Origin of the sequence: Salimicrobium jeotgali (genome assembly GCF_001685435.2) — a bacterium.
In the GTDB taxonomy this organism is placed as follows: domain Bacteria; phylum Bacillota; class Bacilli; order Bacillales; family Halobacillaceae; genus Salimicrobium; species Salimicrobium album.
In genome coordinates, this window is the sequence record NZ_CP011361.2 from 717,979 (window position 1) to 740,312 (window position 22,334).

Sequence of the window (22,334 nt, forward strand, 5' to 3'; positions counted from 1 at the left end):
ATGCGTAAGCAGGTAATCGCAGGAAACTGGAAAATGAACAAAACGCACAAAGAAGCGGAATCTTTCATTAATGAAGTCAAAGGAAAAGTGCCTTCGAAGGAGAGTGTGGAGTCCGTCGTTTGTGCACCGTTCCCTTTTCTTCAGAAACTTGTGGAAGAGACGAAAGACTCGGATGTCGAAATAGGTGCACAGAACATGTACTTTGAGGAAAACGGTGCATTCACAGGGGAAGTCAGCCCGGTAATGCTGAAAGAACTCGGAGTAACGTACGTCGTGCTCGGACACTCGGAACGTCGTGACGTTTTCGGTGAAACAGATGAAACGGTGAACAAAAAAGTCCATGCGGCTTTCGACCATGACCTCACTCCGATCGTCTGTGTAGGAGAGTCTCTCGAACAGCGTGAATCGGATGAGACGATGAACCATATCGAGAGTCAGATTACGAAAGCTGTCGAAGGGCTTACAGATGACCAGGTGAAACAGCTGATCATCGCTTACGAACCGATCTGGGCCATCGGCACCGGCCGTACTGCATCGAGCGAGCAGGCGAATGAAGTATGCACCCATATCCGTAAAGTAGTCGGAAAGCTCTCCGGTGACGAAGCTGCAGAAGCAGTACGCATCCAGTACGGAGGAAGTGTCAAACCTGCAAACGTGGATGAACTGCTTTCCCAGTCGGATATCGACGGAGCTCTCGTAGGAGGAGCAAGTCTTGAAGCCGACTCCTTCCTGAAACTTGTGGAGGCAGGTAAACATGAGTAAACAGCCTTTAGCAGCACTGATCATTCTCGATGGTTACGGACTGCGTGATGAAGAATACGGAAACGCCGTAAAAGCGGCGAATACGCCGAATTTCGACCGTTACTGGAGCCGCTTCCCCCATTCTCAGCTGACCGCCTGCGGAGAAGCGGTCGGTCTTCCGGAAGGACAGATGGGTAACTCGGAAGTGGGACATTTGAACATCGGAGCCGGCAGAGTGGTTTATCAGAGCCTGACCCGTATAAACATGGCGATACGGGAAGGCGACTTCTACGAGAATGAAACACTTCTCGGAGCTGTCCGTCATGCCAAGGACAACGATAAATCGCTGCACGTGTTCGGACTTCTTTCGGACGGGGGCATCCACAGTCATAACAGTCACATTATGGCCGTTATCGAACTCGCGGCGAAAGAGGGGCTTGAGGACGTATATCTTCATGCTTTTCTGGACGGCCGTGACGTCGGTCCACAGTCCGCCAAGAAATACCTGAAGGACACAGAGGAAAAGCTGAAGGAGCTCGGTACAGGAAAAATTGCCACCGTATCCGGACGCTACTATGCCATGGACCGGGATAAACGCTGGGACCGTGTGAAAAAAGCGTACGACGCCATCGCACATGGTGAAGGAAAACAGGCCGTGGATACCGTTGAAGCAGTGGAACAGTCCTACGAAGAGGATATACACGATGAATTCGTGCTGCCGATTGTAATGACGGATGAGAATGGTACGCCGGTTGCTCAAGTGGAAAGTGAGGATGCCATCGTGTACGCAAACTTCCGTCCGGACCGTGCGATTCAATTGTCCCAGGCTTTTGCGAACGATGATTTCGAATACTTCGACCGTGGTGATGCACCGAAAAATATCTATTTCGTCTCGATGACGGAATATAGTGAAACGGTGGATACAGATAAAGTCATCTTCCCGCCTAATGAACTGAAAAATACGATCGGTGAGGTTCTCGCGAAGAATAATATGACTCAGTTGCGCATCGCCGAAACGGAAAAATATCCTCACGTCACGTTCTTCATGAGCGGCGGCCGTGAAGAGGAGTTCGAAGGGGAAGACCGTATTCTCATCAATTCCCCGGATGTGGCAACGTATGACCTGAAACCGGAAATGAGCGCCTACGAAGTGACGGACGCGTTACTCGAGGACCTGGATGAGGAGAAACACAATGCAATCATCCTGAACTTCGCCAACCCGGACATGGTCGGTCACTCCGGTATGCTGGAGCCGACGGTCAAAGCGATTGAAGCGGTGGACGAGTGTCTCGGTAAAATCGTCGATAAAATCATCGATAAAGGCGGATCGGCCATCATAACTGCCGATCACGGGAACTCTGATGAAGTGACGACGACCGAAGGGGATCCGATGACCGCTCATACGAAAAACCCGGTACCGGTCATCGTGACGAAAGAAGGAGCAGAGCTTACAGAAGACGGAATTCTCGGCGACCTTGCCCCGACTCTTCTCGATCTGCTGAATGTCGAAAAACCGGAAGATATGACCGGAAACTCGATCATTAAGAAATAACTAAACTACAATGACTGAAGGAGAGATTTTCATGCCATATATTACTGATGTTTATGCACGCGAAGTACTGGATTCCCGCGGGAACCCGACAGTGGAAGTAGAAGTGTACACGGAATCCGGAGCGTTCGGCACAGCTCTTGTTCCGAGTGGCGCTTCCACCGGAGAATACGAAGCAGTAGAACTACGTGACGGCGATAAAAACCGTTACCTCGGCAAAGGCGTTCAGAACGCCGTTGAAAACGTAAACGAAAAGATAGCTCCGAAACTGCTCGGTATCGACGTAACCCAGCAGGTTATCATCGATAACCTTATGAGAGAAATCGACGGATCCGACAACAAAGGCAACCTTGGTGCAAACGCCATTCTCGGTGTTTCCATGGCAGTTGCCCGGGCGGCCGCAGAGTATTCCGAACTGCCACTGTACAAGTATCTCGGCGGATTCTTTGCTCATACGCTTCCGACTCCGATGATGAACATTCTTAACGGGGGAGAGCATGCGGACAACAACGTAGACATCCAGGAATTCATGATCATGCCTGTAGGTGCTCCTACATTCAAGGAAGGTCTCCGCATGGGTGCTGAAGTTTTCCACGCGCTTAAGAAAGTTCTTAAAAACAAAGGTTATAATACAGGCGTCGGGGATGAAGGCGGATTCGCTCCGAACCTGAAATCCAACGAAGAAGCCCTCTCCACGATCATCGAAGCGATCGAAGAGGCAGGATATAAGCCGGACGAAGAAGTGCAGCTTGCTATGGACGTAGCGGCTTCCGAAATTTATGAAGACGGTACGTACAACCTGAAAGGGGAAGGCGTAACGCGGACTTCCGAAGAAATGGTCGACTGGTATGAAGAACTGATCGGCAAATATCCGATTGTTTCCATTGAAGACGGCCTGGACGAAAACGACTGGGAAGGCACGAAGCTGCTTACGGACCGTATCGGTGACAAAGTACAGCTGGTCGGGGATGATCTGTTCGTTACCAACACAGAAAAACTGTCCCGTGCCATCGAGCAGGGTGTAGGAAACTCCATCCTTATCAAAGTGAACCAGATCGGTACGATGACGGAAACGTTCGACGCTATTGAAATGGCGAAACGTGCCGGCTATACTGCAGTCATCTCCCACCGTTCCGGAGAGACGGAAGATGCAACGATCGCTGATATCGCAGTTGCCACAAACGCCGGTCAGATTAAAACAGGGGCACCGTCCCGTACGGACCGTGTTGCGAAGTACAACCAGCTTCTGCGCATCGAGGATCAGCTGCTTGATACAGCCAAATATGCAGGAAAGACAGCTTTCTACAACCTGAATAAATAATACGGAATGACCGGTTCCCGGTTTTTGGGAGTCTGAAGGCCTTCGGGGTGTGCACCCCGAAGGTTTTATTTTTATCTTTCATCTGTGGAAGTATCTTTATCTTTTGCAAATACCGCCCCACGTAGTATTATGAGAAGACGAACGTACAGCGAAGGAGAAAAACTATGAAAAGAATCATCCAATTGTTAATAATGATAGCCGTCGTGTTTGCAGCCGTCAGCGCCTGGCAGGTGTGGACATACGGTGTAGAAGGGGATAAGAAGGTCGATGCAGCCATCGTCCTTGGAGCGGCGCAGTGGGGCGGGAAACCGAGTCCGGTGTTTGAAGGAAGGATCCGTGAAGCAATCGAGCTGTACGAGGAAGGGAAGGTAGATTATCTGATTTTTACCGGGGGTAAGAGCGAAAAAGCGGAATTTTCCGAAGCGGAAGTAGGCAAGGGGAGTGCTATGGAAGCAGGAGTTTCGGAGGAAGATATATTAATGGAAGAAAGTTCGCTCGAGACGAAGGAGAATCTCTCCGAATCCAAAAAACTTCTTGAAGAAAAATCGATCACCAGCTTTTATCTCGTCAGCGACCGGTTCCATTTAAAACGGGCCACGGCTATGGCAACGGATATGGGAATCGACGCTGAGGGGGTGCCGACGGAATATTCCGCGTATCAATCATTGAATACGAAGCTTCCGTTTTTTTTCGAGGAATGGCTCTACTATATGTGGTATGAAGTCGGCAGCTGGGTGAATCCTGCGTGAGCCGGAGACAATAAAATAAAGCTGCCGGGATTCCCGGCAGCTTCAGCTGAACCTGTAAGGGTTCAGTTTTTTTGTGAAGAAGAATCTCCATCCTGTTCCGGATGAGCATCAATCGTGTGTTTGTAGTCATATCCTTTGGAAATGACCGTGCCGAACGCTGCGGCCACACCGACGATGATAGCAATTGATACCAGCATTACGATTGTGAAGGTCATCAACAGTCCTCCTTTACTTCTTCTTCCGAAAACAGCCTATTCAAGACCTGCTTTCTCTTTCACGAAAGCGACCACGTCTTCAGACGTATTCATGGATAGAAGTTCGTCTTTGAAAGAACTCATTTCCGCTTTGGAAAGCCCGAGGATTTGAGTTCTTGCCGGAAGGATGGAAGAGGAACTCATGCTGAATTCATCAAGTCCAAGACCGAGAAGAATCGGAATGGCGATTTCATCCCCTGCCATCTCACCGCACATGCCGGCCCATTTTCCTTCTGCGTGGGCAGCTTCAATGACGTTGTTTACGAGATTGAGGATAGCCGGGTTATAAGGCTGATACAGGTAGGAAACGCGCTCATTCATCCGGTCGGCAGCCATCGTGTACTGAATAAGGTCATTCGTACCGATACTGAAAAAGTCGACCTCTTTGGCGAACTGCTTGGCCATTACGGCTGTCGCAGGGATTTCCACCATGATACCGACCTCAATGTTGTCCGCAACTTCTTTCCCTTCCCGGATGAGGTTTTCTTTCTCTTCGGTCAGAATAGCTTTCGCCTCGCGGAATTCGTCGAGCGTTGCAATCATCGGGAACATGATCTTCAGGTTTCCGTGTACGCTCGCCCGCAGCAGTGCCCGGAGCTGAGTACGGAAAATGTCGTCACGCTCAAGGCAGAGCCGGATAGCACGGAAGCCGAGGAACGGGTTCATTTCATCAGGAAGGTCGAGGTAGTCGAGCTCTTTATCTCCCCCGATGTCGAGTGTACGCACTACGACAGGCTTGTCTTCCATCTGCTTCAGTACGGAACTGTAAGCATCAAACTGCTCATCTTCTGTCGGAAGCTGATTTTTGCCCATGTAGAGGAACTCGGTCCGGTACAGTCCGATTCCTTCGCCTCCGTTTTCAAGGACACCCGAAACATCATCCGGCGTACCGATATTGGCAGCCAGTTCCACGTGCTCGTTATCGCTTGAGACGGTGGTCTCATCTTTCAGTTTTGCCCACTCCTGTTTTTTCTCTTCAAATTCCGAACGCTTCTGTTTGTACGATTCGATCTGCTCATCAGTAGGGTCGACGATTACGTCACCGCTCAGGCCATCTACAATGACAGTCACACCTTTGTCCGCCTGTTTCGTAATCTCTTTCGTACCGACGACTGCCGGAATTTCGAGAGATCTCGCCATAATGGCCGAGTGGGACGTGCGGCCCCCGATATCGGTAGTGAAGCCCTGGACGAACTCTTTGTTCAGTTGAGCGGTATCGGAAGGTGTAAGATCTTCTGCCACAATGACGACCTGCTCATCGATAAGAGCAGGGTCCGGAAACTCGGCGTCCAGAAGGTGGGCGAGCACGCGCTTAGTAACGTCATGGATGTCCGCAGCACGTTCTTTCATGTATTCGTTGTCCATGTTTTTGAACATGTCGATGAACATATTGGCCGTTTCATCGAGAGCCGCTTCCGCATTGACGCTTTCCGTTCTGATTTTATCTTCCATGGGCTGGATCATTTCAGGGTCGCTGAGTACGAGAAGGTGAGCGGAGAAGATTTCTGCGTGTTCATCTCCGAGGGACTTCCTCGTGTGTTCTTTAATTTTTTCCAGTTCCGACTTGGAAACCTCCAGAGCGTCGTGGAGACGTGTGATTTCTTCGGCAGGCTCATCCACCGTCGTTTTGTCATAGGATAGGTCAGGCGCCTCCAGACGGTATGCTTTTGCAATCGCAATACCGCCGGAAGCTGCTATACCCTGAAGTTGTGTCATTTCGTTACTCCCCCAAGCCTTCATTTTGCATAGTCTGCGTCAGATGATCGATTGCTTCCTGCTCATCGTCACCTTCTGCTGTAATTTTGATTTCTGCTCCGGCCGGGATACCGAGACTCATGATTCCCATGATGGACTTCAGGTTCACTGATTTCTCTTTATAGTGAAGATTGATGTCTGATTCGTATTTCCCTGCGTTCTGTACAAGTACTGTCGCCGGACGTGCATGCACACCGTCAGCGGATGTGACTTTGAATGTTTTTTCTACCATGATAGTTTCCTCCTCAAAAGTGAAAATATATACTTGTTCTAATTACACTATTTTAAGCCTTTCGTACATCCTTTTTCAAGAATCCGAGCATAATTGCCGAAATTATCGAACCGGCCGCGATGGCAAGGATGTAAAGGGCTGCTTCGGTGAACCCTCCTTCGACGAGACCGATGACGAAAATACCTCCGTGGGGAGCGGTGAGACCGATACCGAAGAGCATGGTGAGCGCTCCGGCCGCTGCTGATCCGACGACCGCCGAAGGAATCACCCGGGCCGGGTCCGCAGCTGCGAAAGGAATGGCGCCTTCCGTGATGAAGCAGGCCCCGAGAGCGTAGGCCGTTTTGCCGGCCTCCCGCTCTTCTTTCGTAAATTTATTTTTGAAAAATGTGCTGGCAAGCGCCAGGCTGAGCGGAGGCACCATACCCCCGGCCATCGCTGCTGCAATAATCGAATAGTTGCCGGCATCAAGAGTGGCAAGGCCGAACGTATACGCTGCTTTGTTAACGGGTCCGCCCATATCAACGGACATCATACCGCCTACAATGATGCCGAGTATGGCGACGTTGGCACCGCTCAGTCCCTCAAGCCAGCTTAAGAGACCGGTGTACACACTGGTGAGTGGCGGGTTGATCAGAAGCATGATCATTCCTGTACCGAAAATGGCAAGTACCGGGTAGAACAGAACCGTCTTCAATCCGTCCAGCCAGGCAGGAAGACCTTCCAGGCTTTTTTTAATGCCGAGCGTAAGGTAACCTGCCAGGAAACCGGCGATCAGACCGCCGAGGAAGCCGGAACCGCCATCCGCAGCACCGGACGACACTGCTATATAGCCCCCGACAACCCCTGGTGCGAAACCGGGACGGTCGGCGATGCTTGATGCGATGAAGCCGGCGAGAATCGGGACGAGGAAGAAGAAGGCGTTACCGCCGACGGTATCAAGCATTTCTGCAAGCCTATTGTACTGATCACTTTCCGGGTCTGCGGCGTTGATACCGAAGAAAAAGGAGAAAGCTATGAGAATACCTCCGCCTACGACGAAAGGAAGCATGTTGGACACACCGTTCATCAGATGTTTGTAAATGCCGGATCGTCCTTTGGAATCTTCTCCGTCTTCTTTTTTGCCGTCGGAGTGATGAACAGGAGCATCCTTCTGAAGAGCCCGGTCCAGCAGTTTGTCCGGTTCGTGGATAGCTTTTGCCACCGGTACTTCGATGACATGTTTCCCGTCAAAACCGCTCATATCAACTTTTGTATCTGCCGCGACGATAATGGCATCAGCACGTTCAATATCATCCGGAGTAAGACGGTTCTTCACTCCGCTTGAGCCGTTCGTCTGTACCTTGATCGGAATATTTCTCTGCCCGGCTGTATCCTTCAGCTTATCTGCCGCCATGTACGTATGGGCAATTCCTGTCGGACAGGCAGTTACGGCAAGAATCAGGTTCCCGGAGGTCTCCGTCGCTTCTTCATCTTCTTCGTCTTCTTCCCGTTCCTTCGTATTGATAATTTCCATGACTTCCTCTTCGGATTCGGCTTTCATAAGGTTTTCCCGGAAATTTGTATCCATCAGAAAGGAAGAAAGACGTGATAGAGCATTCAGGTGAGTGTTATCGGCACTGTCCGTCGCTGCTATCATAAAGAACAGGTGAGCCGGCTGCCTGTCGAGTGATTCGTATTCGATTCCTTCGCGGGAACGGGCGAAAGCGATGGCCGGTGTCTTTACGGCTTCTGACTTTGCGTGGGGGATGGCGATCCCGTCTCCCACTCCTGTTGTACTCTGGTCTTCTCTCGCCTGAATAGCTTCGCGGAATCTGTCCCGGTCTTTCAGACGTTCGGCGGTCTCAAGCTTCGCCGTCAGTTCGTCCAGAATTCCTTTTTTATCGGAGGCGTCTGTTGAGAGCAGCATCGTATCCTTTTTCAAAAGGTCTGTAATTTTCATCGTCTCTCTCCTTCCTTATATATGTGAATGGAATCGTACAGGGCTTCTGCTTCTTCTTTCGTACACAAATCTTCTCCGAACGCTGTGGCACTTCCGCAGGCTATGCTCTTTTTGAAAGCCTCTTCGTCGGTGAGATAAACTTCTTTCGCAGCCAGGAATCCGGCAACCATGGAATCACCCGCTCCCACCGTGTTGACGACCGGGCCTTTTGGTGCTTCTGCGAACCAGATACCTTCATGATTCGCATATACGGCTCCGTCACCGCCGAGGGAGATGAGGACGTTCCGGCAGCCTTCTTCCACCAGTTTTTCCGCGTAGCGGGCGACGGTCCGATTATCTTCCATCGTTTCCCCGAACAGTTCCTCAAGCTCCTGCCTGTTCGGCTTGATAAGGTAGGGATGATAGGATAAAAGGTCTTTCAGTGCGCGTCCCGAGGTATCCACGGCCATCGGTACCCCTTTATCTTTCAGGTTCTCCGCTATTTCCCGGTAGAAATCCTCGGGGAGAGAAGAGGGGACGCTGCCTGCAATTAGTAGAACGTCCTCCGGGGTGAGCGTATGGAGCTGTTCCAGCAGCCGCCCTTTGAGCGAGTCCGAAAGTTCAGGTCCCGGGCCGTTTATTTCCGATTCCCTTCCGTCTTTCAGTTTCACGTTGATTCTCGTCGGTTCGTCTGTTTCTATAAAAGCTTCTTTTACTCCCTTTTCTTTGAGGGAGGTTCTGATGAACTCCCCGGTGAACCCTCCGATGAAGCCGAGCGCCGTCGAGGGGACGGACAGATTCGAGAGCACCCGGGAAACGTTGATTCCTTTTCCGCCGGGGTAATAAGCCGTTGCTGTAGAACGCGTCAGTCCGCCCGGCTGTAATTTGTCCACGTGCATAATGTAGTCGATGGAAGGGTTGAGTGTCAGTGTGTAAATCATGGAAGCATCACCTCTATGTCTTTGTTATTCTGCATTGCCGTCACGACAGGTCCGGAAGAGTCGGTCACCAGTATGGCGTCTTCCGCTCCGGCGAAAGTTATGAAAGTCCTTTCTCCGAACTTGGAAAGATCAGCAAGGACGTATCTGTTCATAGACTGATAGAGCACTTTTTTCTTAATGGCTGCTTCTTCCGGATCGGGTGTCGTGAGCCCGTCTTCTTCCGTAATCCCGTTGACTCCGAGAAAGCAGCGGTCGAACCGGTACTGTTTCAGGTTTTCTACAGCATTGGCGCCGACGATGGCCCTGGTTCCCGGCTTGACGAATCCTCCTATGACGTAGGTGGTTATGCCGCGTTCCGCCAGATGGGGCAGGTGCTCCGGACCATTCGTGACGACGGTGACAGAAGAGTCCAGATAAGGGATCATCAGGGTCGTCGTCGATCCGGCGTCCAGAAAAATAGTTTCTTTTTTGCTTATTGTTCCCGCAGCAAGGGAAGCTATTATTTTTTTCTGTTCGTGATACTGGCCGGTTTTTTCACTCATCGGCGCTTCTTCCCTGGAAGCTGAAAGAGAAGATGCGCCTCCATGCACCCGCTTTAAAGCGCCCTGTTGCTCCAGGGCGTCCAGATCTCGTCGTATCGTGGAGTCGGAGGCGTTTGTCCGGTCGCTCAGTTCCTGGAGACGGACGGTTTTCTTCTCCGCCAGCAGGGACAGGATGAGCTGATGCCTCTCCATAGTAAGCATAAGCGTTCCTCCTTTAGTGAATGACTTCATTATAAGGGAAGCGTTTGCAACATTCAATCAAAAACAATCGTTTTTGCGCATTTTCATTCAAAAATGTTCAAATATCATTCAAAAAACAGCACCGGTAATTACACCTTGTAGGGAAAAAAGATGTATGCTATATTTGTTCTAGTCATTTGTCCGTTCTAGGAGGTGCAACAATAAACTATGCAAACACTTACGGTTTCATTACTTATTATTGATACAATTGCTTTAATTACACTTGTGCTGTTGCAGTCCGGTAAGAGTGCCGGTCTGTCGGGAGCGATTTCCGGCGGAGCCGAGCAGGTTTTCGGTAAGCAGAAGGCAAGAGGAATAGATAAAGTTCTACACCGTGCCACTATCGTCACTGGTGTCCTGTTCTTCGTGCTGGCATTTATTTCCGGGTATCTTATAGGATAATGTTCGTAAGCCGCGCCTTGAGCGTGGCTTTTTCGTTTTTTATTGCGGCACGGTTTCCCCCGGGATGCGGGGGGAGCGTTTCAGATTGCTGGCAGCAAGTGAATGTTTCTGTCAGCTGAATATGGGTAGTACATCAACAGCAAAGAAAAAAGGAGAGAGGAAGTTATGAAAATAAAACCGCCTGAGCCATTTACATTCGAAGGTGGAGGAGATCGTGCTGTGCTGCTGCTGCACGGCTTTACAGGTAATTCAACAGATGTACGCATGATGGGAAGGTTTCTCGAAAAGAACGGATATACGACTCATGCCCCTATATACCGGGGGCACGGCAAGGAACTGGAAGCACTGAGCGATGCGACTCCGGACCAGTGGTGGGAAGACGTACAGAACGGTCTTCAGCACCTGCGGGACCTGGGATATGAAAAGGTAGCTGTGGCGGGTCTGTCCCTCGGTGGAGTTTTAGGATTGAAACTCGCATACTGCGAGAAGATTCAGGGTATTATACCGATGTGTGCCCCGATGTTTTTCGATAACGAAGAACAGCTTAAGCAGGGATTCAGGTTCAAAGCGAAACAATATAAACAACTCGAAGAAAAAGACGAAGCAACCATTAAGAAAGAAATGAATGAATTAGAAGAACAATCAAAGGACATGTTTACTCAATTAGGACAGTTCATCAACGAAGTACACGACCATGTGGACGAGATTTATACTCCCGTCTTTGTGGTCCAGGCTTCGAAGGATGAGATGATCAACACGGAGAGCGCTCCATATATCTATGAGACGGTGGAATCCGATCACAAAGATATCAAATGGTACGAAAACTCCGGTCACTTCATTACAGTGGATAAGGAAAAAGACGAACTTCAGCAGGACGTACTGGATTTTCTTAATTCATTGGACTGGTCATAAGCGAATAGAAGACATGTCCGAATAATGAATAGGAGGACTATTATGTCTGTAGAAAGAAAAAAAATACTTGATCATTTCAGAGAATCGGCTTCACGCCCTTTGTCTGTCAATGAACTGGAAGAAGAATTAGGTCTCACCGGAAGTGAAGACCTGAAAGAATTAATGAATGAACTGAATGCACTTGAGGAAGAAGGAGATCTCGTCCGTACGAGAAAGAACCGCTTCGGTCTTCCGGAGAAGATGAATCTTATTAAAGGCCGGATACAGATGAATGCGAAAGGATTCGCCTTTTTGCTTCCGGAGGAGGAAGATAAGGACGACGTCTATCTTCATCATTCCGACCTGAACAGTGCGATGAATAATGATAAGGTTCTCGTACGCGTCGAAAAACGGCGGGACGACGGGCAGCGCCCGGAAGGAACCGTCATAAGGATTCTTGAACGCGCCCAGGCGAGACTTGTCGGTACCTATGATGCGAACGGCAACTTCGGTTTCGTCATCGCTGATGATAAACGGGTACCGAACGATATCTTCATCCCGAAAGGAAAAGAGAATGGAGCGGCTGATGGACATAAAGTGATTGTCGAAATCACGAAATTCCCTGAAGGCCGCATGAGCGCCGAAGGGGAAATCACAGAGATTCTCGGACATAAAAACGATCCGGGAATCGACATCATTTCCATTATCCATAAGCACGGAATCCAGGTAGATTTTCCGGAAGAAGTGATTCAGCAGGCAACAGATACGCCGGATGAGATAAATGAATCAGAAATAGAAAATCGTCGCGACCTCCGTTCCGAGCAGATTGTGACCATCGACGGTGCCGATGCGAAAGACCTCGATGATGCCGTCCAGGTGAAGAAACTCGATAACGGTAACTATAAGCTCGGCGTCTACATTGCGGACGTTTCCTACTATGTCGATCAGGAATCGCCGATTGATAAGGAGGCAGCGGAGAGAGCTACGTCCGTCTACCTCGTCGATCGCGTCATTCCGATGATTCCGCACCGTCTGTCGAACGGTATCTGTTCCCTCAATCCTCAGGTGGATCGCCTGACGCTCTCCTGTGAAATGGAGATAAACGAGGACGGGGAAGTCGTGAACCACGAAATTTTCCAAAGTGTTATCAGAACGGACGAGCGGATGACGTATAAGGATGTAAACGGAATTCTCGCCGATGGCGACGAAGAACTGAAGAAGCGTTATGAACCATTAGTACCGATGTTCAAAGATATGGAAGACTTAGCGCAGATTCTTCGGGAAAAACGTTTCGACCGCGGTGCCATCGATTTTGATTTCAAAGAAGCGGGCGTCATCGTGGACGAAGAAGGAAAAGCGAAAGACGTACAGCTACGCGAGAGATCGGTCGGGGAGAAACTCATCGAAGAGTTTATGCTCGCGGCCAACGAAACGGTAGCCGAGCATTTCCACTGGCTTGATGTTCCGGCGATTTACCGTATCCACCAGGATCCGGATTCCGCTAAACTGCAGAACTTTTTCGAGTTCGTTGCAAACCTCGGATATTCGGTGAAAGGGACGTCCGATGATGTACACCCGCAGGCGCTTCAGAAAGTGCTTGAAGAAGTGAAAGGGACCCAGGAAGACCTCATCATTTCGAAACTGATGCTCCGTTCGATGCAGCAGGCGAAGTATGATCCTTCGAACGTCGGGCACTTCGGGCTGGCGACGAACTTTTACACACACTTCACATCACCGATCCGCCGGTACCCGGACCTGATCGTGCACCGTCTGATTCGTACGTATATCATTCAGAAAGATCTGAGCCAGGAAACGACGAAGTACTGGAAAGATCACATGCCTGAGATTGCCCGTCATTCTTCGGAGAAAGAACGTGCATCCGTCGACGCGGAACGTGAAACGGATGATCTGAAGAAAGCGGAGTATATGCAGGATAAAATCGATGAAGAGTATGAAGGAATCATCAGTTCCGTCACGAGCTTCGGTATGTTCGTGGAACTGCCTAATACGGTGGAAGGACTGGTACACGTCAGTACGCTGACGGATGACTACTACAACTTCATGGAGAAACAGTATGCCCTCATCGGTGAACGTACGGCGAATATGTACCGGATCGGGGACGAAGTGAAAGTGAAAGTCGTCAACGTCAATCTCGATGAAAAAGTCATCGACTTCGAAATCGTAGGTATGAAGCCGAAAAGTGATAAGAAGCAGCGCCGGGAACAGCCGAAACAGATCAAGGCCAGCGCCAAGAAGAAAAAGAAACAAAAAGGGAACAAGCCATTTTACAGAAATAAAGGAGTTCCTAAAAAGAAAAAGTAGGCACATGAAAAAAAACACGCCGTTTTCCGCGGGCACGGTCTGGCGGGGGTCTGGTCAATTGGCCCCCCGGCTCGTGCTGTTTCCGCAGGAACCGTCGTGTTTTTCTTCTGCATTGCCAAAAAGAGTATCTGACTACTTTCTGTACAGCACCCATTCACCCTTTGATTCGACGGGATAAGGGAGAGGAGTGTCGCTGTACTGCTGATTGAACCAGGCACCGTAGTGTCCGGGATTGTTCTGTATCTCCTTCTTTACGAGATTCAGCACACCCCGGTCGCTTCCGGCATCAGCAAAGGGGTATATAACGTTGGTGTATGTTTCTCCTTTTACATCTTCCTTCATAAGAAGAAACCGCTGCTCATCGGGTGACAGAAACATACGGGCTTTCTGCAGCGGGAATTCCCGAAGCAGATTTCCGGAAAGCGGAAAAGGGTAGTAACATTCAAACGGAAATAAACGGTCGGATGGGTGGAGAGCGCGGACCCACCGCATTTTTTCGGAAACCGGGCTGATTTCCGACCATCCGTGTGCGGCTTCTGGAAGCTTCTCCAGTTCCGCTCTCGGCACTACGTTATATTGTAGGGGTTCGGAAGGGGTCATCCCTATTTTTTCAAGGACGCGCCGGGCGCGCAGGTTCTTCGTTTCCGTGTTCGCTCCGATCCAGCGGATAGCCGGATTATTTTCAAGTTCGGCGACGACGTGATGGAGAATTTCGGTTACGAACCCGCGGTCCCGGTACCTCCGGTCGCTGCGGAAACGCCCGAGCATTGCATAAGTCCCTTCCGCGAACAGGCTATAGCCCGCCGTCGAGACGAGCTTTCCCTGATAGAAAAGACCGTATAAAGTGTGAGAATCAGAGGTGACGAGACGGTCAAAAATACGGGCTATGTAATCATCCTTTATTCCGTTATCCATGGACATAAACATCGATTTATCGCTTTGGGTCAGCAGTTTCAGGGTTGAAGTCATTGTCTCTTCCTCCTTATCCATTAATACTATCTCACATGCTTATTTGTGCTGTCTAATCAAATATCTTTTTCATTAGCACAGGGAATTTGATAGAATGAATACCAGAGAAAGAAGGAGTGGTCAGGATGCCAAGAGGAGATGGACGGGCGATTGCCCAGAACAAAAAAGCAAGGCACGATTATTTTATAGAGGAAACGTTCGAAGCGGGCATCGTCCTGCAGGGGACGGAAATCAAATCGATCCGTAACGGCCGGATCAACCTGAAAGACAGCTTCGCCCGCGTGAACAGACACGGAGAAATGTATATCCACAACATGCATATTTCTCCCTATGAACAAGGAAATATTTACAATCATGACCCCACACGGGCACGTAAACTGCTGCTGCACCGGAAAGAGATCGACAAACTGATCGGGCAGACACAGCAGAAAGGGTATTCGATTGTACCTTTGAAAGTCTACATTAAAAACGGGGTAGCCAAAGTTCTCATCGGTCTCGCCCGCGGTAAGAAAAAGTACGACAAGCGGGAAGCGCTGAAACAGAAACAGGTGAAACGGGAAATGGACCGGGCGATCAAGGACAGTTTGCAAAAGTAGTGAACTATGGTATAATAATTTAAGTAAATGCAGCAATTACTGTAACGGGGACGTTACGGATTCGACGGGGATAGTTCGAACTCGGGCTGCAGGTCGAGGCGACGACTCGACAACGTCATTTGCCTAAATATAACTGGCGAATCTGAAGACAACCTAGCTCTAGCAGCGTAAGCTGGCTTGAGCGATCCTTCCCGGCATCGCCTGTGTGCCGGTGCAAGGGTCTCAAACTGAAGCAGGCTACGCGTTTCTCCACCATCTGAGGAGAAACGAAGAGACTAATCAGATTAGCGTCTGCGATAAGCCGGTCGATAGGCTGAGCAGTTCGCGAATCAGAATATATCGACTAAGCTTGTAGATGCCCGAGTGCCGATATCTCCGGACGCGGGTTCGACTCCCGCCGTCTCCACCAATACATATTATTGGTGGTTTTTTATTGCAAAAATATTATTTGTTACCCGAAATATAATTATGTAAACTTAAATGCGGGACATCGGCAACAGAAGTGGGAATCGGAATGAATCACTCCCAGATACTCACCCGTCCCTGAATACGAAAAAGCCTGGAGGAAGGAACCTCCAGGCTTTTACTTTATTACTATTATTTATCTTCTCCGATGACTCTTACTTCCCGCTCGAGATCCACGCCGAAATTCTCCTTGACGGTCTTCTGCACGTGTTCGATCACGGCGATATAATCGGCTGTCGTCGCATTGTCTTTATTGACGATGAAGCCGGCATGCTTCGTGGACACTTCTGCACCGCCGATGTTCGTACCCTGAAGCTTGCTGTCCTGGATGAGTTTTCCGGCGAAATGTCCCGGCGGACGTTTGAATACGCTGCCGCAGGACGGGTATTCGAGCGGCTGTTTGGATTCCCGCCTGTAAGTGAGGTCATCCACGGTAGCTTTCACATCTTCGTATTTTGCCGGGGTCAAATCGAAAGTGGCTTCCACAACGATGTCCCCGTTCTCGGGAATATTGCTCGTACGGTAGTCGAAACCGAGCTCTTTGGCATTCCGTTTCACCAGTTCCCCGTGTTTATCCACGACGTAGGCGTAATCGAGCACATCCTTGATTTCCCCGCCGTAGGCACCTGCGTTCATATAAAGGGCACCTCCGACCGTCCCCGGGATGCCGCAGGCGAACTCGAGACCCGACAGGCTCTCGTTCAGAGCGTGACGGGAGACGTCGATGATTCTTGCTCCGCTCTGGGCTACGACAGTCTCTCCTTCACTGCTGACATCGTTCAGATACTTCAGGTTCATCACTACGCCGCGGATCCCTCCGTCTTTGATGATCAGGTTCGATCCGTTGCCGAGAAGCGTGTGTTTAATACCGGCGCGATTAGTGAACCTGACGACTTTCTGTACTTCTTCGAAGGTCGTCGGCATTACGAGGTAATCCGCCTTTCCGCCAAGCTGGGTATACAGGTGATTTTTCAATGGTTCGTCCATTTTTACATATTCGGATTTAACGATATTTATCAGTCCGTTGTAGATTTCGTTCTTTTCCATACAAGTACACTTCCTCATCGATAGTCTGGTCTTAAGCAAGTGTATAACAATCTGCCTTTTATGGAAAGAGAGAAAGTCCTTATTTTGTCGAACGGGATAACCAGAGGTATATGGGAAAGTTTCCTCTATTCAGAATATTCATTGCTAAAATACCTGTTTGCTAGTATCATCATGATAAACTTATTTCTGAAAGGGTGCTGGATGATGGATGAAAGCAAAGATTTGCGAATAAGAAGTAACGTAATCAGTGATGATGAGAACAGAGTTGCTAACCGGGCGATGCTTCGTGCTGTAGGATTCGAAGACGAAGATTTCAAAAAACCGATGATCGGGATCGCCAGCACGTGGAGTGAGGTTACGCCGTGTAACGTCCATATTGATGAACTGGCCCGAAAAGCGAAAAGCGGCGCCGGCGGTAACGGAGGCGCTCCGATGATTTTCAACACAATTACCGTATCGGACGGTATCGCCATGGGGCACGAGGGAATGCATTATTCCCTGCCGAGCCGTGAAATTATCGCAGATTCCATTGAAACGGTGACAAACGCCGAGCGTCTGGACGGCGTAGTGGCTATCGGCGGGTGTGACAAGACGACGCCGGGCTGCCTGATAGCTCTCAGCCGCCTCAATCTCCCGTCGGTCTACATATATGGAGGCACGATACAGCCCGGAAAACTTGACGGGAAAGACATTGATATCGTTTCTTCGTTCGAAGCAGTCGGTAAATATCAAAGCGGAGAAATCGATTCCGAGGAGCTGCACCGCGTCGAATGCAACGCCTGCCCGGGAGCAGGAGCTTGCGGGGGTATGTATACAGCTAATACGATGGCGGCGGCTGTGGAGGCTCTCGGTATGAGCATCCCGGGTTCTTCCTCCACTCCTGCAATCAATGACTACAAAGAGGAGGAGTGCCGGCAGGCGGGAGAACTCGTCGTAGAACTTCTTAAAAAAGACATTTACCCTAAAGATATCATGACGAAAGAGGCGTTTGAGAACGCGATTACTGTAGTAATGGCACTTGGCGGTTCGACTAACGCGTTCCTTCATCTGACAGCGATGGCTCACGCAGCGGAAGTCGACATCTCTCTTGATGATTTTGAGCGGATCCGCCGTAACGTCCCGTTTCTTGCCGACATGAAGCCGAGCGGTACGTATGTAATGCAGGATCTTTATGAAGCTGGCGGGGTCCCGGCCGTGATGAAACTTCTCCATGATAACGGCTACCTGCACGGGGGCTGTCTGACAGTTACAGGACAGACGCTCGCCGAGAATCTGGAAAATGTCGATCCTCTGAAGGACGGGCAGAAGGTGATCCGTCCTCTCGACAATCCGATCAAAGCGGAAGGTTCCCTCGTACTGATGAAAGGAAACCTTGCCCCGGACGGAGCGGTGGCGAAGATGTCAGGGCTGAAGATTACAAACTTCGAAGGCCCTGCCAAAGTGTACGACAGTGAAGCGGAAGCAACGTCAGCGATTTCCGGAGGGGACGTGAAGGAAGGGGACGTTGTCGTTATAAGAAACGTCGGACCTAAAGGCGGGCCGGGCATGCCCGAAATGCTCTCCATTACAGCGATGCTCGTCGGCCAGGGACTCGGCGGTAAAGTGGCGCTGCTCACCGATGGCCGTTTCTCGGGAGGGAGCCACGGATTCGTCATCGGGCACATCTCCCCTGAAGCTTACGTCGGCGGTCCTATCGGTCTTCTCGAAAACGGGGACATTGTGAATATTGACAGTAGTACGCAGGAAATCAATATGAAAGTCAGTGATAAAGACCAGGAAGAACGGAAAAGCCGCTGGAAACGTCCGGAACCGAAATTCAGGCGCGGAGTGCTCGCCAAATATTCAAGGCTCGTTTCCTCCGCTTCCAAAGGAGCAGTTACAGACGATCCTGATGAATAAACTGGATGAATTCCTGGATAAAACTGAATACTACACACTGAAAACCGGACCTTGAGGGCCCGGTTTTTGTGCTTTCCGAACCCTGTGATTCTGTTTTCCTTCCTTTCAGAGATCCGGGAGCCCGCTGAAGGTAACGAAAAAACCGTTTTCCTGACCACGGGGAAGGAGCGGGAGCGATGAAGGTAATGATTAAGGCATAATTGTAACCTTCACCTTGAAATTTAGTGCGTGAAAGGTGGGAAAAGCCGGAGAACGCAGCGATCTCTCTCATCCATTGCCTTCCGGATTCCGGTTTGAGCGCATTCAAAGAGAAGTTTTCACTTTTTTATATAATATGTTTAACGCTCTTTTATTTAGGAAACATAGAAATCAAACAAGTAATTAAGGAGTGAAGTGCTTTGGATTTGAAAAAAGAAATAACTAAACTGGAAAACGTACATTTAATGAAACCTGAAAAGGTATTTACTATGTATTTAAATACAGACCCGGCCGACCCGGATCAGCAGGGCGGCGAATGGAAGATTCACCTAAAAAACGGTCTGAATAACTTCGAACACTATCTTCAGGAAGACGGAGATTCTGATGAGAAGCGTAACTACTGGGCAGTAAAAGAAAAAATCCAGAACTATATTGATGAAAACGAACAGCACTTCGGTAAAAGCGTTGTAATCATCGCGTCCGCCGATGAAACAGTGTGGTTCGCAGAGAGATTCCAGATGCCTGTGGAAACAGCGTTCTACTGGGAAGAACAGCCGGTCGTTGATCAGCTGAAGGAAATGTACAAGCAATTCCCGAAAACAGGTATCATCCTTACCCAGAAAGAAAACATTAAACTGATTGATGCAGAGCTTGCTCAGCTGAAAGACACGAAAGTTTATGAGCTTGATCTGAATACGGAGGACTGGAGACTTCACCAGGGCGGTCACGCAGCCGGTGCCTCCACAGGAAGCGGCGGAGCGAAACAGTCTAAGTCCGATCAGTACAACGAGCGGTTTGAGGCCAACCGTTACCGCTGGTATAAGAGTGTCGCTCCTAAACTGGACAAACAGGCGAAAGAGCACGGCTGGGAGCAGATCATCATGGTAGGCGACAAAGAAGAAGTCGATGACCTGCGTGATAACATGAACAAAGAAGTGGACAAAATCGTAAACAAAAACCTGCTTGATCATGAAGAAATGAAAGTGATCGACCAGGTAGTATACGAAGAATAGAATAATACAAGTCATCCTGTGATCTTTACATAAGATCACAGGTTTTTTTATGTGGGACAACCCGGCAGGTTCAGAGAAAGAAATCTGCAAAAGTATGTGTTAAAATAAGGAGCAGTGCAGTGATAGAGGAGAGTGAAAGAGTGTATGTTGTCGATTCTAAAGTGACGGTTCCTGATCACAAGGCGGAGGATCTGATCTCCATCTATCAGACCCGTTCCCGGCTCGTTGATGAGCAACCGGGGTTTCTTTCGTTTCAGCTTCTGCAGAACGAACATCGACCTGGAGAGCTTACAGTACATATGGAATGGGAAAATAAACAGGCGTATCTGACCTGGGCCCGCAGTGAACAGTTCCGGAAGATCCATGAACTTGAAAAAAACTATCCGGATCAGGAGCTTCAGGGCTACGTTCCGAAAGTTTATAAATATGAGGTTGTTGCCACATGAAAACGGAAGCAAAACAGTACATTACGGATAAAGTGACTAAGGAATTTTACATAAGATATCCCTGGCTTGAGGAGAAATTTGGTGAAAAAGGCAAAAAACATACGAGAGAGGATAATGACCATCATTTGAACCATCTGGAGCTTTCCTATAAAAGAAAAGATGAGTCATTTTTCAGTGATTATACCGTCTGGCTTAATGACGTGCTCGTCTCCCGGGGGGTGGGTACGAAGCTCATAATCGAGAATTATGAAATGATAGGACGGTATCTTCAGGAAGTGGATATGCACGGCGACGAACGTGATTACTATATCCGCCTGCTGGAGTCGTCGATAGCACATTTGAAACGTATAACGGACACGGGGTGACGACGAATGGAAGAGGTTTACAAACAATTAACGGGCTATTTGCTGGAAGGCGAAGAACAGGAAGCACTGCAGCTGGTACGGAAGTGGGTGGACGAACGTTCTTTACTGGAAGTGCATGAGGAGATCATAACACCGGCGATGTACTACGTAGGAGAACTGTGGCAGACGAACCGTATTTCGGTAGCGGATGAGCATCTGGCCACGGCGACCTGTGATTACATTATGACATTGATATCGCCGCGGAAAGGCGCCTCGAACGGAAAGAAGGCTATTTTTTTCAACGTGGAAGAAGAAGAGCACCATCTGGGTCTGAAAATGGCAGCGGACATCTTCCGCGAAGAAGGCTGGGAGTCCAGGTTCCTCGGGACAGGTGTACCTGACGATCACGTTCTGCAGCAGATAGAAAAATTCCGCCCGGAGGTCATATGCATTTCTGCCGCTCTTTCCTATAGAGTGCCCGAGATGCACAACATAATCGATATTCTGAAAAAGCGCATGCCCGATTCCGTCATACTTATCGGTGGCCGTATTGTTAAGAATCACGGTATGAGTGAATGGAATGTGAAACGCGTGCACACAATGAGTTCCCTGACCGCCGTAAGAGAATGGCTGCAGAACGGGAAGGAGGGACGCAGGCAATGAAACGGGTGGAAGCTACTTTCCCGCTCCCTTATTATGAGATAGACGCAGCCTGGAATATAATCGCTTATTCACAGGAAGCGGAAGGGCTGTTCGGTCTGCCGGATAATCTCACCAAAATAGTCGATGAAGGAACGTATGATAAGGCACGGGAGTGGGTTAATTTTCATCGCAGGAAAACGGTTATTGAAATGAACGTCATCAAAGAGAACAGCGACGTAATTTTAGCGGATGTTTATATTACGTGGACGGACGAAGAGAAAGCAGAACTTCTTCTGATACCGAAAGATTCGCAGGTGGACAAAGTGGCTGCGAGTCTCAAAACGCTGCAGAGTGAGCTGTTAAAGACGAAAACAGAACTGATTGAAGAAAAGGAGCGGGCGGAGCAGGTGATTGAACAGAACAATAAACTTTCAGCCCCCTTCATTTCATTAAATAAGGAAACGGCTCTCGTGCCGTTATTCGGCGATTTGAGTTACGATAAAATAATGAGCGTCGAACATAATCTTCTCGAGGCAGTGCGTGAAAGTGAAGCGGAGGAACTTCTGTTTGATTTCACGGCAGTCGGCAATATCGAAAGAGAAGGTTTCAATTACCTGGCTTCCGTATTAAAAGCCCTCAGTCATATTGGGGTCGAACTTTTCGTCATCGGGCTTAAACCCGGACACGTGCCGAATATTTTCAAATGGTCCCTCCCGGAAGGCGTCCGGTTCAGGCAGTCACTGGAACAGGTGATTTCCTCTAAGAGATCCCGCCGGGAAGCAGAAAAAGATAAGCAGAAGGAGACGTAACCGCTCTTCTTTTGCTTTTTCTCTACGGAATCGGATAATTGTGGAAATT

22 protein-coding genes and 1 other RNA gene are annotated in these 22,334 nt (G+C 49.4%); 15 read left to right on the forward strand and 8 right to left on the reverse strand.

The window, feature by feature from the left end; genetic code table 11:
- The 4 genes from tpiA (at position 1) to AAV35_RS03560 (ending at position 4,360) form a co-directional block, all read left to right on the forward strand.
- Positions 1-762 carry a triose-phosphate isomerase gene (tpiA, locus tag AAV35_RS03545; RefSeq protein WP_008587136.1) on the forward strand — a complete coding sequence of 254 codons (762 nt, stop codon included), beginning with the start codon at positions 1-3 and terminating at the stop codon, positions 760-762.
- Positions 755-2,293: a 2,3-bisphosphoglycerate-independent phosphoglycerate mutase gene (gene gpmI, locus AAV35_RS03550; RefSeq protein WP_008587138.1), complete on the forward strand. Its 1,539-nt coding sequence runs from the start codon at positions 755-757 to the stop codon at positions 2,291-2,293. Before tpiA ends, gpmI begins: the two co-directional genes overlap by 8 nt.
- Positions 2,294-2,324: 31 nt before the next feature.
- Positions 2,325-3,611 carry a phosphopyruvate hydratase gene (gene eno / locus AAV35_RS03555; RefSeq protein ID WP_008587140.1) on the forward strand — a complete coding sequence of 429 codons (1,287 nt, stop codon included), beginning with the start codon at positions 2,325-2,327 and terminating at the stop codon, positions 3,609-3,611.
- A 164-nt stretch (positions 3,612-3,775) separates the two neighbouring features.
- The gene (locus tag AAV35_RS03560; protein ID WP_008587142.1) at positions 3,776-4,360 is read left to right on the forward strand and encodes a YdcF family protein; all 585 of its coding nucleotides are present in this window, start codon (positions 3,776-3,778) and stop codon (positions 4,358-4,360) included.
- 62 nt (positions 4,361-4,422) lie between these two features.
- Here AAV35_RS03560 and ytzI read toward each other — a convergent pair whose 3' ends face one another.
- From ytzI to AAV35_RS03590, 6 genes are read right to left on the reverse strand one after another with little or no spacing between them, the layout of a single operon-like run.
- Positions 4,423-4,575: a YtzI protein gene (ytzI, locus tag AAV35_RS03565; RefSeq protein WP_008587145.1), complete on the reverse strand. Its 153-nt coding sequence runs from the start codon at positions 4,573-4,575 to the stop codon at positions 4,423-4,425.
- A gap of 36 nt (positions 4,576-4,611) precedes the next feature.
- Positions 4,612-6,330, reverse strand: coding sequence for a phosphoenolpyruvate--protein phosphotransferase (gene ptsP / locus AAV35_RS03570; RefSeq protein ID WP_008587148.1), 1,719 nt, complete (start codon positions 6,328-6,330; stop codon positions 4,612-4,614).
- 4 nt (positions 6,331-6,334) lie between these two features.
- On the reverse strand, positions 6,335-6,601 hold the full coding sequence (locus tag AAV35_RS03575; RefSeq protein ID WP_008587150.1) for a phosphocarrier protein HPr: 267 nt from the start codon (positions 6,599-6,601) through the stop codon (positions 6,335-6,337).
- 52 nt (positions 6,602-6,653) lie between these two features.
- Positions 6,654-8,540 (reverse strand): PTS fructose transporter subunit IIABC, encoded by a 1,887-nt coding sequence (locus tag AAV35_RS03580; RefSeq protein WP_008587152.1) that lies wholly within the window; start codon positions 8,538-8,540, stop codon positions 6,654-6,656.
- Entirely contained in the window at positions 8,537-9,460 is a 924-nt protein-coding gene (pfkB, locus tag AAV35_RS03585; RefSeq protein ID WP_008587154.1) for a 1-phosphofructokinase, read from the reverse strand. The genes AAV35_RS03580 and pfkB overlap by 4 nt, the downstream gene beginning before the upstream one ends.
- Positions 9,457-10,203, reverse strand: a complete 747-nt coding sequence (locus tag AAV35_RS03590) for a DeoR/GlpR family DNA-binding transcription regulator (protein WP_008587156.1) — start codon at positions 10,201-10,203, stop codon at positions 9,457-9,459. The genes pfkB and AAV35_RS03590 overlap by 4 nt, the downstream gene beginning before the upstream one ends.
- Before the next feature lie 207 nt (positions 10,204-10,410).
- Between AAV35_RS03590 and secG the strand changes: the two genes are divergently transcribed.
- The 3 genes from secG (at position 10,411) to rnr (ending at position 13,857) form a co-directional block, all read left to right on the forward strand.
- Positions 10,411-10,644 (forward strand): preprotein translocase subunit SecG, encoded by a 234-nt coding sequence (gene secG, locus AAV35_RS03595; RefSeq protein WP_008587158.1) that lies wholly within the window; start codon positions 10,411-10,413, stop codon positions 10,642-10,644.
- A gap of 165 nt (positions 10,645-10,809) precedes the next feature.
- Complete coding sequence (locus AAV35_RS03600; RefSeq protein ID WP_008587160.1) at positions 10,810-11,556, forward strand: alpha/beta hydrolase; 747 nt, start codon at positions 10,810-10,812, stop codon at positions 11,554-11,556.
- 42 nt (positions 11,557-11,598) lie between these two features.
- Entirely contained in the window at positions 11,599-13,857 is a 2,259-nt protein-coding gene (rnr, locus tag AAV35_RS03605) for a ribonuclease R (protein WP_008587162.1), read from the forward strand.
- Between the two features lie 132 nt (positions 13,858-13,989).
- Here the strand turns inward: rnr and AAV35_RS03610 are convergent, their stop codons facing one another.
- A complete protein-coding gene (locus tag AAV35_RS03610) occupies positions 13,990-14,826 on the reverse strand; it encodes a GNAT family N-acetyltransferase (RefSeq protein WP_008587164.1) in 837 nt (278 codons plus the stop codon).
- Between the two features lie 125 nt (positions 14,827-14,951).
- Between AAV35_RS03610 and smpB the strand changes: the two genes are divergently transcribed.
- Together smpB and ssrA are read left to right on the forward strand one after the other, a co-directional pair.
- Positions 14,952-15,422: an SsrA-binding protein SmpB gene (smpB, locus tag AAV35_RS03615; protein WP_008587166.1), complete on the forward strand. Its 471-nt coding sequence runs from the start codon at positions 14,952-14,954 to the stop codon at positions 15,420-15,422.
- 46 nt (positions 15,423-15,468) lie between these two features.
- Positions 15,469-15,831, forward strand: a transfer-messenger RNA (tmRNA) gene (ssrA, locus tag AAV35_RS03620).
- A gap of 188 nt (positions 15,832-16,019) precedes the next feature.
- Here the strand turns inward: ssrA and murB are convergent.
- A complete protein-coding gene (gene murB / locus AAV35_RS03625; RefSeq protein ID WP_008587168.1) occupies positions 16,020-16,934 on the reverse strand; it encodes a UDP-N-acetylmuramate dehydrogenase in 915 nt (304 codons plus the stop codon).
- Between the two features lie 204 nt (positions 16,935-17,138).
- On the opposite strand from murB, the gene ilvD reads away from it, so the two are divergent.
- The 6 genes from ilvD to AAV35_RS03660 all read left to right on the forward strand — a co-directional run bounded on the left by ilvD (position 17,139) and on the right by AAV35_RS03660 (position 22,285).
- Positions 17,139-18,833, forward strand: a complete 1,695-nt coding sequence (gene ilvD, locus AAV35_RS03630; protein ID WP_008587169.1) for a dihydroxy-acid dehydratase — start codon at positions 17,139-17,141, stop codon at positions 18,831-18,833.
- A gap of 398 nt (positions 18,834-19,231) precedes the next feature.
- Entirely contained in the window at positions 19,232-20,044 is an 813-nt protein-coding gene (locus AAV35_RS03640; protein WP_008587173.1) for a VLRF1 family aeRF1-type release factor, read from the forward strand.
- A 140-nt stretch (positions 20,045-20,184) separates the two neighbouring features.
- On the forward strand, positions 20,185-20,490 hold the full coding sequence (locus AAV35_RS03645; protein WP_008587175.1) for an antibiotic biosynthesis monooxygenase family protein: 306 nt from the start codon (positions 20,185-20,187) through the stop codon (positions 20,488-20,490).
- On the forward strand, positions 20,487-20,855 hold the full coding sequence (locus AAV35_RS03650) for a hypothetical protein (protein ID WP_008587177.1): 369 nt from the start codon (positions 20,487-20,489) through the stop codon (positions 20,853-20,855). Before AAV35_RS03645 ends, AAV35_RS03650 begins: the two co-directional genes overlap by 4 nt.
- Before the next feature lie 6 nt (positions 20,856-20,861).
- Complete coding sequence (locus AAV35_RS03655; RefSeq protein WP_008587179.1) at positions 20,862-21,497, forward strand: cobalamin B12-binding domain-containing protein; 636 nt, start codon at positions 20,862-20,864, stop codon at positions 21,495-21,497.
- Positions 21,494-22,285, forward strand: a complete 792-nt coding sequence (locus AAV35_RS03660) for an STAS domain-containing protein (protein WP_008587182.1) — start codon at positions 21,494-21,496, stop codon at positions 22,283-22,285. The genes AAV35_RS03655 and AAV35_RS03660 overlap by 4 nt, the downstream gene beginning before the upstream one ends.
- Positions 22,286-22,334 lie beyond the last annotated feature (49 nt).

Bases quoted from the DNA above. Each gene is read 5' to 3' on its own strand.
- eno (WP_008587140.1), top strand. From the start codon at position 2,325: ATGCCATATATTACTGATGTTTATGCACGCGAAGTACTGGATTCCCGC.
- AAV35_RS03590 (WP_008587156.1), bottom strand. From the start codon at position 10,203: ATGCTTACTATGGAGAGGCATCAGCTCATCCTGTCCCTGCTGGCGGAG.
- gpmI (WP_008587138.1), top strand. From the start codon at position 755: ATGAGTAAACAGCCTTTAGCAGCACTGATCATTCTCGATGGTTACGGA.
- tpiA (WP_008587136.1), top strand. From the start codon at position 1: ATGCGTAAGCAGGTAATCGCAGGAAACTGGAAAATGAACAAAACGCAC.
- rnr (WP_008587162.1), top strand. From the start codon at position 11,599: ATGTCTGTAGAAAGAAAAAAAATACTTGATCATTTCAGAGAATCGGCT.
- AAV35_RS03600 (WP_008587160.1), top strand. From the start codon at position 10,810: ATGAAAATAAAACCGCCTGAGCCATTTACATTCGAAGGTGGAGGAGAT.
- pfkB (WP_008587154.1), bottom strand. From the start codon at position 9,460: ATGATTTACACACTGACACTCAACCCTTCCATCGACTACATTATGCAC.
- AAV35_RS03575 (WP_008587150.1), bottom strand. From the start codon at position 6,601: ATGGTAGAAAAAACATTCAAAGTCACATCCGCTGACGGTGTGCATGCA.
- AAV35_RS03650 (WP_008587177.1), top strand. From the start codon at position 20,487: ATGAAAACGGAAGCAAAACAGTACATTACGGATAAAGTGACTAAGGAA.
- AAV35_RS03560 (WP_008587142.1), top strand. From the start codon at position 3,776: ATGAAAAGAATCATCCAATTGTTAATAATGATAGCCGTCGTGTTTGCA.
- ptsP (WP_008587148.1), bottom strand. From the start codon at position 6,330: ATGACACAACTTCAGGGTATAGCAGCTTCCGGCGGTATTGCGATTGCA.
- smpB (WP_008587166.1), top strand. From the start codon at position 14,952: ATGCCAAGAGGAGATGGACGGGCGATTGCCCAGAACAAAAAAGCAAGG.
- murB (WP_008587168.1), bottom strand. From the start codon at position 16,934: ATGGAAAAGAACGAAATCTACAACGGACTGATAAATATCGTTAAATCC.
- AAV35_RS03610 (WP_008587164.1), bottom strand. From the start codon at position 14,826: ATGACTTCAACCCTGAAACTGCTGACCCAAAGCGATAAATCGATGTTT.
- AAV35_RS03660 (WP_008587182.1), top strand. From the start codon at position 21,494: ATGAAACGGGTGGAAGCTACTTTCCCGCTCCCTTATTATGAGATAGAC.
- secG (WP_008587158.1), top strand. From the start codon at position 10,411: ATGCAAACACTTACGGTTTCATTACTTATTATTGATACAATTGCTTTA.
- AAV35_RS03580 (WP_008587152.1), bottom strand. From the start codon at position 8,540: ATGAAAATTACAGACCTTTTGAAAAAGGATACGATGCTGCTCTCAACA.
- ytzI (WP_008587145.1), bottom strand. From the start codon at position 4,575: ATGACCTTCACAATCGTAATGCTGGTATCAATTGCTATCATCGTCGGT.
- ilvD (WP_008587169.1), top strand. From the start codon at position 17,139: ATGGATGAAAGCAAAGATTTGCGAATAAGAAGTAACGTAATCAGTGAT.
- AAV35_RS03655 (WP_008587179.1), top strand. From the start codon at position 20,862: ATGGAAGAGGTTTACAAACAATTAACGGGCTATTTGCTGGAAGGCGAA.